Here is an 11,886-nt window from a genome sequence, read left to right as displayed (position 1 = left end):
GCAGACATATCTTGGCAGCACTATTCGCCGACACCGATCACATCGGCGGTTTCCCAGGCCAGATGCTGGCCGCCGTCGATTGCGATCATCTGGCCGGTGACCGGTTCGCAGTCCCATAAGAAACGAACCGTTCGGCCGAAATCGTCCGGCGAGGGCCCCTTGCCGAGCGGCACGGAATTCCACTGCCTGTCGAATTCTTCCCGTGTCTGGCGTGCATTCCTAAAGCTCGGACCGGGGCCGATGGCATTGACCCTGATCCTCGGCGCCAGCGCCTGGGCAAGCGTTCGGGTCGCGGCCCACAGCGCCGACTTCGACAAGGTGTAGGAAAAGGCCTGGGGTGTGAGTTTCCAGACCCGCTGATCGATCACATTGACGATCAGGCCCTTGCGGTGTTCCGGCAATTGCCCGGCAAAGCCCTCCGCCAGGAACACCGGCGCCCGCGTATGGATGTGGAAATGCGCGTCATAGCGCGCCGGATCGAGATCGCCGACGGCATCGTCTTCGAAAATGGAGGCGTTGTTGATCAGGACCGACGGCGGTCCGAACGGGGTCGCGGCCCTGGCCGTGAAATTCCGCAATTCGGCGATATCGGTCAGGTCTGCGGCCAAAATCTCGGCCCTGCCGCCGCGGGAGCGTATGTCCCTTGCCAGTTCCTCGGCTTTTTCGGGCCGGGTATGGGCATGAAGAACGAGGCTCCAGCCATGTCCGGCAAGGTCTTCGGCCAGGACCTTGCCGATACGGCTCGAGCCGCCGGTAATGACTGCAATCGGGGCATCTTCCATGCTGAAAACCCTGCCTGTCATTTCTCAAAAAGGGAAGGCGCTCAGGTCACGACACCGAAAGTGTAGACCACGAAAATGTAGGCGATATAGGCAAGCGTCAGCGCAAGGCCCGCCAGCCTGTTGAGATTGACCCGGTAAATGGCAAGGCCCAGCAGGAGGACGGCGCAGGCCAGCATGACCCAGATATCGAGCCGCATGATTTCGGCCGGCACATCGAGCGGAACCGCGACGGTGGTGATGCCGATGATGGCGAGAAGGTTGAAGATATTGGAGCCGATGACATTGCCGATGGCAACGGCGCCGTGCTGGCGGATGGCGGCCATCACCGTGGTTGCCAGCTCGGGAAGCGAGGTCCCGAGCGCAATGACGGTCAGAGCGATCACGGCATCGCTCACGCCCCAGGCCTGGGCGATTGCGGTCGCGCCGTTGATGGTGAAATGAGCGCCGAGGGGCAGGCCGATGAGGCCCAGAACGATATAGACCCCGGCAAGGCCTACGGATTCGGGAACCCCTTCGACGTCTTCCAGTTCGTCTTCGGCTTCGTCTGCCTCCTCTTCAGCTTCCGCGTCTTTGGTTGCGGGGCTGCCGGAAGCGGCGTCCTTGAGTGTTTTCCGGTGGCGAAAGGTGGAGAGGGCGGAGTCCCCGAGGAACAGGGCCAGCAGAACGAGAAGAATCGCGCCGCTCAGGATGGTGAGCGGCGAAAAGAAACACAGAATGACGAAAACGGCCGAAACCGCGACCATGAAGATCGCATTCCGGACAGCGCCTTCCTCGCCGCAGGGGGTCGCCGCGATCAAGGCCGGCATGCCGAGCACAAGCAGCACATTGGCAATATTGGAGCCGACCACGTTCCCGAGAGCGATGCCGTCGGCTCCTTCGAGAGCTGCCTTGAGCGAGATGACCAGTTCCGGCGCCGACGTGCCGAAGGCGACAATGGTCAGGCCGATGATCAGGTTTGGAATCCCGAGACGCTGGGCAACCCCGACGGAGCCTCTGACGAGAACGTCACCTGCGATGATCAACGCAACAAGACCACCAGCAAGGCTCACATAGTCAAAAAGCATTTAGGGTTCCGGTCGGGAGCAGGGTTAACGGGGCGGGGCACGTATTCATGAATTACCAAATTCCGGCGCATCATGCAGATGCGCTTCGGATACGCAATAGATTGGTTCGCTGCAAGCGAAGACAAGATTTGAGGACTGCGGATCTTTTCAAGCGGTCAGGATCAGAATCCTGGTTTTAACGCTTTGTTCACCAAACAGAATCCCGTCGCGCTTTCGTCACGAAATTTCCCTGAATTCTTTTTTCTGCCGCCACAAACGAACGCCATACCGGTAGACGGGTGAGGTTGGGGACAGTCCAGTGGACCTGTCCGAACTTCGTTTGGGGCACGTACAGTTGGAGTATTGACACATGAAAGGTTTTGCATCCCTGGCGGCCGCCTTTGCGGTTCTCACCGCTTTTTCGGCGCAGACCTTTGCCGCAGATCTGCCTCAGCCGGCAGATCCTGCTCCGTCCTACCCGGTCAGTCCTGACACGATTGCCGGATTTGACTGGACCGGTCCTTATGCCGGCGCGCAGCTCGGCTGGGGCTGGGGGAATTTCACGACGCGGTCCACGCCGACCGGCAAGTTCGACAACAACGCAAGCGGAGTTCTGGGCGGCTTTTACGGCGGCTATAACTTCATGTTCACGCCGAACATTGTGGCCGGCCTGGAAGGTACGTTCGATTTCACCAATCTGAATGACAGCTCGACCGTTGGCGGCGTCAACGTCAAGACGGGATCCGATTGGAATTCCACCCTCCGCGGACGTCTCGGCTATGCCTTCGACACCTTCCTGCTCTACGGAACCGGCGGTCTCGCGCTTGCCGATCTGGATGTCAACGCAAACGGGGCCAAGGACAGCAAGACAGCTTTCGGCTGGACCCTTGGCGCGGGCGTGGAAACCGCACTGTCGAAAAACGTCACCATGCGTCTCGACTATGCGTATGAAAACTTCGGCAAGGAAAGCTTCAATCTGGGCGGTACGACCTACAAGACCGACCTGGACAACAATGTGGTTCGGGCCGGTGTAGCCTATAAATTCTGACCAGGATCATCTGGAAGGAATAACGGCTGACCCAATTCAGACCCCCGGGGCAATCGCTCCGGGGGTCTGTTTCATTCTGCCATACCCTATCGCAGCGGTTCGGGAATCTCGGCAACCGGCTGTGCCGGTAGCCTGGTCTTGGCAAAGATCGGGACAGCCTGTTCGACGCCGTCGATCCACCCGGTGAGCCTGGGACAGGACGCACGCCAGTCCCCGTTGAAGCGCAGGTCCAGATAGCCGAGGGCGCAGGCGATGGCGATGGTGCCGACATCGAGATCTGCCGGAGCGCCGACGGGGGCGGGAGGCGTATCCTCAAGCACTTTCAGAGCGCGTTCGACCTTCTGTGCCTGGTAGGCCTGCCAGTCCGGAAACCGGTATTCGGCAGGGCGGAAGCGCTTTTCATAAACCTGCAGGATGCCCGCATCCATCATGCCATCCGCCATCGCCTGATTGCGGAGCGCGGCAAATCGGGCCTCGCCTTCCGGAAAGATCCTGTTTCCACCCGCAAGATGGTCGAGATATTCGATGATCACCCGGCTGTCGTACAAGGTGGCGCCGTCATCGAGGATCAGCGCCGGAATCTTGCCGAGCGGATTTTGCCTGCGCAGGCTGTCTTCCGGGTTGGTCGTGCTGGTGTTTTCAACCTTGATATCGTCAAGCAGCCCGAGAACGGAGGCTGCGATTTTAACTTTTCGACCGAAAGGGGATGCCGGCGAGGAAAGAAGGACAAGCATTCAGGGCTCCTGTGAAAGATCTGTCAAATGTGCATGGCCTTCTCGCCCAAACAAGTCCTTTTCCGACTATTATTTTCCCTGGCTCTTGTCGGAAATCGGAGGAATTCCGCGATTTCCGGAATTTCGTGAAAATTGAAGATATTTCCACTATGGGTTGTTAAAAGGGGCTTTGTATTTTCGACCGGGTCAGAGGCAGCGCAGGCAGGAAGAGTGTTTTCTACGCAGGCGAACAGGAGGCTGTTTTCACGCGGGGTTGCGGAAACCCTGCTGATGGCCCTTTTCTTCCATGGTTATGGAGCGCCGATTTTCGACGGCTTGCGCCCGGAGTTCCTCGACAAACCTCTTTCCGAATACCGCCTGGCGGTGCAGACCGTCAGCAGCGGTCATGAGATCGGCCTGGAACAGCCGCTGCTCGATGCGCTCGGTCCGATCAAGCAGATTGTGCGGGATGCGTTTTCGCCGGCCTGATCCTAGTAACGCCTCAATGGCGGATCCACAGTCAGCCGGTTGGACCTGCAGCCCGACCGGTCGACGGCCCGGCAGGGCCGGAAACTCAGATCCTTGTTCAGGCAGATTTGAACTTCCTTGAGGCGGCCGCCGGTGCAGGTGACGGCCATGGCGGCATCATGCAGGCCCGGGTTCGCCAGACGAAATGCCTTCTCCACCGCATCGGGGGCGATTTTTCCCGGCCGGTTGATGGTGTTGAACGCCGCGGGAATTCTGATCTTTTCAAACGCCTGACGGGTCAGGTCGAAATAGTCTTCGGGACTTAAGCCGGAGCAGGTTCCATGCTTGCGCCACTGATGTCTTGCCAGACCGCGGCTCGGCATGATGTCCAGAATGCCGGTAAGGGTCCGGCGGCTCGGTTCCCCGGCCCTGCTGCGGCAGAAATCCGGCCAGCCGCGTTCGAACTGCGGCCAGAGCCCGTGAACGACGAAGCGGTGGGGCCTGGACGCATTGCATTGCAGGGGATCCGCATTGCGCCCGGCCGACCGGCAATAGGTCGGCGACCAGGAAAGGCTCAGAACGTAATAGTCGAAATCGCCCGGCGTTCCCCCGGCCCGGGACGGCAAGGTGCTGCCAAGCGTCAGCAGAAAGGCCAGGGCAAATGCCCGCAGGAACCGGGCGGGGAAAGGCGCCATGGATCAGCGTGGGCGGGTCGTGCTGCAATACGCGCCGTAGACACGCCATTTGTCGAGAGGCCCAAGACAGGCTTCGACATTCCAACTGACCCCGACGAAGCCGGCGTTTTCCTCAACCATGTAATGGACAGCGCGCAGGCTGCCGTCGCTCAGGCTTGCCGTTCCACGGCAATAGCGGCGGGCGAGCGGGCTGACACCGTTCGCCTGGTAACGCATCTCCCGGATCTTGGTAATGCCTGTGATCGTCCGGCCGCCGGCATAGTCCACTTGTGCCCGCGCCAAAGTGCCCGCGACCGCGCTCTGCACCGAAGCGGCGCTGCACTCCGGCAGTCTCGGATCCTTGTGGAAGGAGAAATAGGCACGATTCTCGGCAGAGGCTCCGCTTGCATAACATGCGGCGGCCATTGCAAGGGCGAGACTAAATTTCCGGAGCAAAAACACAGCAAACCTCCAGGGGGGCAAATCACAAGGACTGACGATGGTGGACACGGCCCGCGAGGTCAAGCCGTTCGGGCCAATCTCCGGTCATAGCCTAGACCCTATTCCTCAATCAGCTGTTCCACCTGCCAGCCCGAGCCGGGCCCCTGATGCAGGACATGGCTCAGCCAGGGCAGGATGTCGCTCATTTCACCGGCAAGCGTAAAGGGTGGATTGATGATGGTCATGCCGGAGCCCAGCATGACCGTATCCGGACCGCTTTTGCCGACATTCAGCTCCAGCGTCAGAACATCGCGGATACCGGTTTCGGCCAGAGCATCGTGGAACCGTTTCAGGCCCTTGCGGTCTTTCAGCGGATACCAGACAGCGAAGATCCCGGTCTGCCATTTCTTCCAGGCCTTGCAGACGGCCCGGGCCATGCGGTCGAATTCGTCGGTGACTTCGAAAGCCGGATCGATGATGGCCAGGCCTCGCTTTTCCTTCGGCGGCAGAAAGCTTCCAAGCGCAAGCCAGCCGTCGAGGTGGATCGTCTTGACCTGATGATCGCCTGCAAACAGTGCGGCCAGGGCCTTGAAATCTTCCGGATGGAGTTCCGTCAGGGTCAGCCGGTCCACCGGCCGCATCAGCGCGCGGGCAAGCGCGGGCGATCCGGGGTAGGTCACAAGCGCTGCATCCGGGTTTTGCGCGGCGATCACGTCGAGCCAGGGCGCAAGCAGGTCCCGGACACGGTCCGGAATATCGGCCGCCAGAACCTTGCCGATCCCCTGCTGCCATTCGCCGGTCTTCCTGGTCTCTTCGGAGGTCAGGTCGTAGCGGCCGATGCCGGCGTGGGTGTCGAGGATCCGGAACGGCTTGTCCTTGCGCTGCAGGTAAACGATGAGCCGGGTCAGGACGATGTGCTTCAGCACGTCGCCGATATTGCCGGCGTGATAGGCATGGCGGTAGTTCATAATTGCCGCTCGATCGCAGACATATGTCTAGCCATTGGTCCGCTCCAGATAGACGACGGCCTTGTCGCCATGGTCCCGGCGGCCGATCTCCCGAAAGCCGAGCCTGCCATGGAATTTCATCGAGCCCGGATTGGGCGGCCGCTCGTTCACCTCGCACAGGAAGGTGCGGTCACCGTCCTGCTCGAAGTCGAACAGGGCCCTATAGAGGGCTTCACCGATCCCCTTGCCGCGGGCGTTCTCATCGACGCAGATCCGGTCCGTGTAGGCAAAGCGCTTCCGGTTGCGGGAGACCCAGGCATAGTTCGGGCTGTCGTAGTCCTGCCCTTCGGCCAGGCACAGAAGGAAACCGGCGGGCCGGCCATCCACTTCCGCAACGAGACAGACAAGGGCGCTTGCAATCAAAGCGGCAAATTTGGTTTCCGTCAGTTCGCTCACGGCGGGAACGGCGGCATTGTTCATCGGCAAAAGCGTCGCAAGATCGCTTTCCCGGTAGGGTCTGATGGCTACTGGGCCGGAATTCGTCATGGAAAGGGGCTCGAATTTGTCGGGGGCAAAAAAACAGACGACGGCCCGAAAAGGCCGCCGTCCCTGTCGCGTTTCCGGCACCGGTTCTCCGGCGCGGAAGTTCTATTCGTTCATGTCGTCCGCGCTGTCGTCTTCGCCAGCCGGAGCGTCGCCTTCGGCAAGCTCCTGGAGATTGACAGCTTTCGGTCCCTTGCCGCGCCGGTCCGGTTCGGTTTCAAAGGAAATCCGCTGACCGCTGTCCAGCGTGGTCATGCCCGACCGTTCGACCGCGGAGATATGGACGAAGACATCCGCATCACCCTCATCCGGAGTGATGAAGCCGAAGCCCTTGTCGGTCTTGAAGAACTTCACGGTTCCCGACTGACGGGGCCCGCGTTCCACGGGTCCTTCGTCGGGACGGGGGCGCCGCTGGCGGAAACCTTCGCCGCCGCCGCCGCCACCGCCGTAGCCGCCGCCTTCGCGGCCACCACCACCGTAACCGCCGCGTCCGCCGCCGCCGTAGCCGCCGCCTTCACGGCCGCCGCCACCATAGCCGCCGCCTTCGCGACCGCCGCCGTAGCCGCCACCTTCACGGCCGCCGCCATAGCCGCCACCGCGTCCACCGCCGTAGCCGCCGTCTCGACCGCCGCCGCCGCCCCGGCCGCCGCCGTAGCCGCCGCCGTCTCTGTCTCCGCCGTAACCGCTTTCACGTCCGCCGCGTCCGCCGCCATAACCGCCATCGTCGCGACCGCCATAGCCGCCGCCACCATAACCGCCGCCGTAGTCACCACCGCCGCCAAAATCGCTGCCGAAGTCCTGCGGACCGCCGAATTCGCGCTTGCCGCCGCGCCTTCCACGCGAGCGACGGTCCGAATCGCCATCGTGCATTACTGAATCACCCTAGTCTTGTGCCCACCCGCTCGAGGCACCTAATCCATTGAATTTGCTCGCAAAAAATTTGCGAGCTGCTCCATGAAGCGCACAAAAGATGATGCCCTTCAACATAAGAGGATTGGGCTGAAACAAGGAAGCCGCATCCCGATCCATTCCGCTGCGATTTCATCATAATGGTGTGTCGGCAAAAATCGCAAGCGAATCCTTGGGGGAACGCTATTGACTTGACGTAGGGGCAGGCCAGGTGGTGGGCCATTCGGACAGCGGAGTTTCTTTGCCGTCACACGTTTGCCGGGACGCTTCTTCGATCATGACGAAGCCGGATCCGGTCCATTCCCACCGGTTCCAGGTGCCGCATTCACCAAGCCCGGATCCCTTGAACAACCCTTCCAGATAGAGGCGCGCCGGGTTCCATTTGGCGTTGTAGATGAGGTCGGTGGTCACCGGCCCTTTCTCCGCCATGCGGGCGAGATGGAGCTGGCTTGCCATGCCTTCCGCCTTGGCCTGGATGGCAATATAGGGCGTGTTGTAGGCGCTGGGCACGCCGCAGGGCAGGATATAGAGGGCGGAACTTTCGCCCAGTGGAACGGAAACCGCGTCCAGGCTGGCGAAGATCGTCGGATCGATGTCCGAACAGGACCGGCTTGCATCCCAGACGGACCGGACTGCGGGCGGAAGCTGGTCCGGATTGCTGATCGCATCCGCGTGAGGCGCGTCCTTGTTTTCTCCCGGTCCAGGCGACGAGATCGAGGACGCCGTTCCGATCCGGTTCTGGCGGGCGTCGATCCAGGCAAGGGCATGGGAAAGACCGCCGAGTTCGACCGTCACCTCGGTTTTTTCCGGCGCCACCGGCAGTTCGATGGCCAGTTTCGACGCCTTGCCGATCTTTTCAAGCAGGCTCCGGGTGGCCTGGCCGGTGGGATACCAGAAGCCTTCGCCGCCGATCGGGCGGAAACCTTCGGGCGAAACCACCGACGCCTGGATGTCGCGCAATTCGGCGACCGACAGGGTATCTTCCAGCTTGCCGTCGACGACGAACCGGATCTCGCCATCACCGGCCAGCGGTGTATTCGTGGTAATCCGCAGGAGCGGATCCGCATTGGCGGGCCAGTCGCGAATGACGCGGACATCGACCCAGGTCGACTGGCCGCGTACGAACGTGGATGTGAAGCAGAGCCCGGTGTTGCCGCAGCCGACGGACCAGGTGTCCCAGGTCGGCGGGGTGCGGTCGCTGCCGGCATGCGCGCTCACGGCCTCCAGCAGAAGGCCTGCGGCTATTACAAAAATCCTGAACAACGTGCGCGTCATGGGCCCGGATATCTGCTTTCAGGTTTCGCCTGTTCAAATTCGGCTTCTTCTTGTACGAAAAGCGGAACCGAAGGTGAAGCACGAAAGACAAGAAACATGTGCGCGCAAGGTCTTATCGAAATCAAGACCAGGGCGAACCTTCAGCCTCACGATCCAAAATCATGACACAGGAAACGGAGACACCCTTGCCGGACAACGAACAGCCGCCCATCCAGATCATGGTGATCCCGGTGACCGCCTTTCAGCAGAACTGCGCGCTGGTCTGGGATTCGAAAACGAAAGCAGGCGCCGTGATCGATCCGGGCGGCGATGTGCCGACGATCCTGAAGGCCATTGAGGAACAAGGGGTTAAGGTCGAAAAGATCGTTCTCACCCATGGCCATATCGATCATGTCGGCGGCGCGGCCGACCTGGCGGCCGAACTTGGCGTGCCGGTGGAAGGACCGCATGAGGCCGACCGGATGCTGATCGAACGGGTTGCCGACCAGGCCCGGCAATTCGGGGTGTCGGAGGCCAAGCCGGTGGAACCGGACCGGTGGCTTGTCGACGGCGATACCATGGATATGGCGGGGCGGACGTTCCAGGTTCTGCATTGTCCGGGCCATGCCCCGGGCCATGTGGTCTTTTTCGAGCCGGAACTCAGGTTCGCCTTTTCCGGGGACGTGCTGTTCGCCGGTTCCATCGGGCGGACGGACCTGCCGGGCGCCGATCACGCCACGCTGATTGCTTCCATCAAGGAGAAGCTTCTGCCGCTCGGCGACGATATTTCGTTCCTGCCCGGCCACGGTCCGGCATCGACCTTCGGTCATGAAAGGGAAACCAATCCGTTCCTGCGCTGAGTCCGAATGGCCCGCGCCAGTGACGGCGGGAAGGGAACCGCCGGTGCTTCAGAGCAGGGCGCGCAGCTCTTCTTCCTTGTCGTTGACCAGCCAGCCGTAATAGTTCTCGCGCGGCCAGGCCGCGCCGCTTCTGCGGAAGGCGGCCGCCCGTGACCACGGATCGCCGAGGTTATAGAGGGTGGCCGTCAATCCCGGGTTCTTCGAAATGTCCACCTTGCCGACCGACTTGTAGGCCTCGATCGCGTCCTGGATGACCGCCGCCATGTAATGCAGGGAGATGTCCGGGTCCATCGTGGCCCTGTAGACCTCCTTGGCATCGGATGCGCTGAGCGCCCGGTAGCGGCTCTGGCGGGCAACCCGGTCGGTCATCTTCAGGACCGTCAGCGGGCTGAGCTGGCCGAGGCCGAAGCTTTGCCCGGCAAACAGCGGCTGGAAGAAGGTCTCGTTGAAATTCGTGCCGGGATAGCGGGTGCCGTCGACCCTCCGGTTCCGGAACTGGCCGTTCCAGATGCGTTCGTAACAGGACCACAGACGGTCGCTGTCGGTTGCGGTCTTGCCTTTCCGGCAGCGGTCGAACTGGGGCCTCTGGACGAAATCCACCACGTTTTCGTCGTTGTATTCGAAGCTGATATCGATGCCGGCATAGGCGAGCGCCTTGATGTAGTAGGACTGGGCGCTGTCGAGTGTGTCGTAGTTGTAGGTGTGTTCGCCGACAATGGCGCCGATCATGTGGATCGGGTCGATGCCATAGACCTTCGCGACGCGCTTGATGGAGGAAATCAGCCGGCGGTCGCGCTTGAGGACATCGAGCACCTTTTCGAATTTCGCGTCATAGGTGGATTTGGAGGCCTTGGTACGGCGCGCCGAGGCGAAGGGAATACTGGGCTGGTTCCGGTACCGGTTTCCCTCGGGAACGACACGCACCTGTGCCGCGGCAGCCGGCGTATGCGCGGCAAGGTAACCGGTTCCGGCCAACGGCAAGGCAACGGCCATCGCGGCTGCGGTATGAACAAGACGCTTGTATATATTTCTTCCGAACATTGCCGGTGCTCCAGGACCTGGCTCAAAATATTTAAACGCGGCCTGCCGGTATCGCGGGACTTCATGCCTTGCCGGCGTTGGACGGGTTAAGCCGGGGGATGGCCTATCACCGAATCCTCCGAATCCCGTAAACGCAGGCGACAAGAAATCATCCCGCAACGTTACTTGCAAGCTGGCACATTGGCTTCATTGACCGGTTTTTGCGCTAGCATTGATGCGAGTAGGTGAAAACGAGTGTGTCCGTCGTATACCGGCCCGTTGGACGGCAGTGATCGTAAACTTCCCGGGTTCCGCGGACGGTCACCTGAAGCTGGTCGGAGCGGACGGGGCCCTCAACCGCATATTCCAGCGGCGTGCCGGGGCAGTATTTGGAAAACACCCGGGCCGTCCCGCGGTACCAGTTGCCCTGCTTGACGCCGTTGAACAGCAAGGTGCCGCGTTGGACACCGCCTGCCCGCAGCTGCGGCCTCGGAACTTCATAGCTGAGCCAGCGCTGGTTGCCCTGTGCCTGAAGGCGCATCAGGGATCCGTTATGGGTCCAGCAGCTGTCGGCGCTGGCCGCGGTCGAAAAGACGGTCGCCGCCGCAAGGGCGAGTGCCGCTGCTTTCCATCGGCCGCCGGCCGTCTTGCCGCCCTGTGATCCTGAGTGTCTGTATTTCCGCATGGAACGAAACCCCCTTCGTTTGTCTTTCAAGACCTTACAAGGTTCGGCGAAAGCGTCTGTGACGTATAGCACGGTTTGGCCGCAATTCTTCCATGCGGGCCCGCGCGGACGGCTCGCTCACGGATCCTGGCGCTTCCTGCCGAGAACAGGGCCCATGCGCAGGCGGACGGCGCGCGGCACCTTCATGTGGTCGAAAAATTCCTTGTGCCGGGTCAGCCCGCAGAGTTCGCGCTGGATCGTGACGTTCCAGAGCGCTTCGCCGGCTTCGGCCAGCAGCCGGTCCCGCATTTCCATGGCGACGTCGTCGGCGTCCGGATCGGGTTCTGGCAGGCGCGCAAGGGCTTCTTCCAGTTTCCGGTTCAACCGGGCGAGGGTGCCGGCCTTCTCGTTGAAGATTTCCTGCTCCAGGGCCGCCGAGAGCGGATCCTGCAGGTCCTTCGAATAGGCTTTGGGTGGTCGAACAGTCATGAAATCCGGCGCCGTCTATGGAGCGAGAGTC

Annotated in this window: 15 protein-coding genes; 3 read left to right on the top strand and 12 right to left on the bottom strand. The window is 61.4% G+C overall.

Annotation, left to right across the window (positions count from 1 at the left end; translation table 11 throughout):
* Positions 1–20: 20 nt before the first annotated feature.
* Together HK439_RS13050 and HK439_RS13045 are read right to left on the bottom strand one after the other, a co-directional pair.
* Complete coding sequence (locus tag HK439_RS13050; protein WP_190291944.1) at positions 21–782, bottom strand: SDR family oxidoreductase; 762 nt, start codon at positions 780–782, stop codon at positions 21–23.
* A gap of 41 nt (positions 783–823) precedes the next feature.
* Positions 824–1,846 carry a calcium/sodium antiporter gene (locus HK439_RS13045; RefSeq protein WP_190291943.1) on the bottom strand — a complete coding sequence of 341 codons (1,023 nt, stop codon included), beginning with the start codon at positions 1,844–1,846 and terminating at the stop codon, positions 824–826.
* A 349-nt stretch (positions 1,847–2,195) separates the two neighbouring features.
* Here HK439_RS13045 and HK439_RS13040 point away from each other — a divergent pair, with 349 nt between their 5' ends.
* Positions 2,196–2,873 (top strand): outer membrane protein, encoded by a 678-nt coding sequence (locus tag HK439_RS13040; protein ID WP_190291942.1) that lies wholly within the window; start codon positions 2,196–2,198, stop codon positions 2,871–2,873.
* 86 nt (positions 2,874–2,959) lie between these two features.
* Here HK439_RS13040 and HK439_RS13035 read toward each other — a convergent pair whose 3' ends face one another.
* Positions 2,960–3,607 carry a glutathione S-transferase family protein gene (locus HK439_RS13035; protein ID WP_190291941.1) on the bottom strand — a complete coding sequence of 216 codons (648 nt, stop codon included), beginning with the start codon at positions 3,605–3,607 and terminating at the stop codon, positions 2,960–2,962.
* A 132-nt stretch (positions 3,608–3,739) separates the two neighbouring features.
* Here HK439_RS13035 and HK439_RS13030 point away from each other — a divergent pair, with 132 nt between their 5' ends.
* Positions 3,740–4,075: a hypothetical protein gene (locus HK439_RS13030; RefSeq protein ID WP_190291940.1), complete on the top strand. Its 336-nt coding sequence runs from the start codon at positions 3,740–3,742 to the stop codon at positions 4,073–4,075.
* 2 nt (positions 4,076–4,077) lie between these two features.
* On the opposite strand, the gene HK439_RS13025 is transcribed toward HK439_RS13030, so the two are convergent.
* The 6 genes from HK439_RS13025 to HK439_RS13000 form a co-directional block, all read right to left on the bottom strand.
* Positions 4,078–4,749: a ribonuclease T2 family protein gene (locus tag HK439_RS13025; protein ID WP_190291939.1), complete on the bottom strand. Its 672-nt coding sequence runs from the start codon at positions 4,747–4,749 to the stop codon at positions 4,078–4,080.
* Positions 4,750–4,752: 3 nt separating this feature from the next.
* The gene (locus HK439_RS13020; protein ID WP_209011783.1) at positions 4,753–5,055 is read right to left on the bottom strand and encodes a hypothetical protein; all 303 of its coding nucleotides are present in this window, start codon (positions 5,053–5,055) and stop codon (positions 4,753–4,755) included.
* A 233-nt stretch (positions 5,056–5,288) separates the two neighbouring features.
* The gene (locus HK439_RS13015; RefSeq protein WP_190291938.1) at positions 5,289–6,137 is read right to left on the bottom strand and encodes a 23S rRNA (adenine(2030)-N(6))-methyltransferase RlmJ; all 849 of its coding nucleotides are present in this window, start codon (positions 6,135–6,137) and stop codon (positions 5,289–5,291) included.
* A gap of 27 nt (positions 6,138–6,164) precedes the next feature.
* On the bottom strand, positions 6,165–6,662 hold the full coding sequence (locus HK439_RS13010) for a GNAT family N-acetyltransferase (protein ID WP_190291937.1): 498 nt from the start codon (positions 6,660–6,662) through the stop codon (positions 6,165–6,167).
* Positions 6,663–6,764: 102 nt separating this feature from the next.
* Positions 6,765–7,529 (bottom strand): cold-shock protein, encoded by a 765-nt coding sequence (locus tag HK439_RS27250; protein WP_328804154.1) that lies wholly within the window; start codon positions 7,527–7,529, stop codon positions 6,765–6,767.
* Between the two features lie 222 nt (positions 7,530–7,751).
* On the bottom strand, positions 7,752–8,843 hold the full coding sequence (locus HK439_RS13000; protein WP_190291936.1) for a DUF1176 domain-containing protein: 1,092 nt from the start codon (positions 8,841–8,843) through the stop codon (positions 7,752–7,754).
* Positions 8,844–9,004: 161 nt separating this feature from the next.
* On the opposite strand from HK439_RS13000, the gene HK439_RS12995 reads away from it, so the two are divergent.
* Positions 9,005–9,682, top strand: coding sequence for an MBL fold metallo-hydrolase (locus HK439_RS12995; RefSeq protein WP_209011782.1), 678 nt, complete (start codon positions 9,005–9,007; stop codon positions 9,680–9,682).
* Between the two features lie 48 nt (positions 9,683–9,730).
* On the opposite strand, the gene HK439_RS12990 is transcribed toward HK439_RS12995, so the two are convergent.
* From HK439_RS12990 to HK439_RS12980, 3 genes are all read right to left on the bottom strand, one after another.
* Positions 9,731–10,723 (bottom strand): DUF1402 family protein, encoded by a 993-nt coding sequence (locus tag HK439_RS12990; protein WP_190291935.1) that lies wholly within the window; start codon positions 10,721–10,723, stop codon positions 9,731–9,733.
* Between the two features lie 205 nt (positions 10,724–10,928).
* Positions 10,929–11,387, bottom strand: coding sequence for a hypothetical protein (locus HK439_RS12985; RefSeq protein WP_209011781.1), 459 nt, complete (start codon positions 11,385–11,387; stop codon positions 10,929–10,931).
* Positions 11,388–11,504: 117 nt separating this feature from the next.
* Positions 11,505–11,855: a DUF6665 family protein gene (locus tag HK439_RS12980; protein WP_190291934.1), complete on the bottom strand. Its 351-nt coding sequence runs from the start codon at positions 11,853–11,855 to the stop codon at positions 11,505–11,507.
* Between the last annotated feature and the right edge of the window lie 31 nt (positions 11,856–11,886).

It is taken from the genome of Roseibium aggregatum (assembly GCF_014692675.1).
Lineage (GTDB): Bacteria > Pseudomonadota > Alphaproteobacteria > Rhizobiales > Stappiaceae > Roseibium > Roseibium aggregatum_C.
Note: the sequence above shows the minus strand (reverse complement) of the source record. Positions and strands in the feature narration are given on the sequence as shown.

Coding starts and splice junctions, on each gene's coding strand:
- HK439_RS13050 (WP_190291944.1), bottom strand. CDS start 782: ATGGAAGATGCCCCGATTGCAGTCATTACCGGCGGCTCGAGCCGTATC.
- HK439_RS13045 (WP_190291943.1), bottom strand. CDS start 1,846: ATGCTTTTTGACTATGTGAGCCTTGCTGGTGGTCTTGTTGCGTTGATC.
- HK439_RS13040 (WP_190291942.1), top strand. CDS start 2,196: ATGAAAGGTTTTGCATCCCTGGCGGCCGCCTTTGCGGTTCTCACCGCT.
- HK439_RS13035 (WP_190291941.1), bottom strand. CDS start 3,607: ATGCTTGTCCTTCTTTCCTCGCCGGCATCCCCTTTCGGTCGAAAAGTT.
- HK439_RS13025 (WP_190291939.1), bottom strand. CDS start 4,749: ATGGCGCCTTTCCCCGCCCGGTTCCTGCGGGCATTTGCCCTGGCCTTT.
- HK439_RS13015 (WP_190291938.1), bottom strand. CDS start 6,137: ATGAACTACCGCCATGCCTATCACGCCGGCAATATCGGCGACGTGCTG.
- HK439_RS13010 (WP_190291937.1), bottom strand. CDS start 6,662: ATGACGAATTCCGGCCCAGTAGCCATCAGACCCTACCGGGAAAGCGAT.
- HK439_RS27250 (WP_328804154.1), bottom strand. CDS start 7,529: ATGCACGATGGCGATTCGGACCGTCGCTCGCGTGGAAGGCGCGGCGGC.
- HK439_RS13000 (WP_190291936.1), bottom strand. CDS start 8,843: ATGACGCGCACGTTGTTCAGGATTTTTGTAATAGCCGCAGGCCTTCTG.
- HK439_RS12995 (WP_209011782.1), top strand. CDS start 9,005: ATGACACAGGAAACGGAGACACCCTTGCCGGACAACGAACAGCCGCCC.
- HK439_RS12990 (WP_190291935.1), bottom strand. CDS start 10,723: ATGTTCGGAAGAAATATATACAAGCGTCTTGTTCATACCGCAGCCGCG.
- HK439_RS12985 (WP_209011781.1), bottom strand. CDS start 11,387: ATGCGGAAATACAGACACTCAGGATCACAGGGCGGCAAGACGGCCGGC.
- HK439_RS12980 (WP_190291934.1), bottom strand. CDS start 11,855: ATGACTGTTCGACCACCCAAAGCCTATTCGAAGGACCTGCAGGATCCG.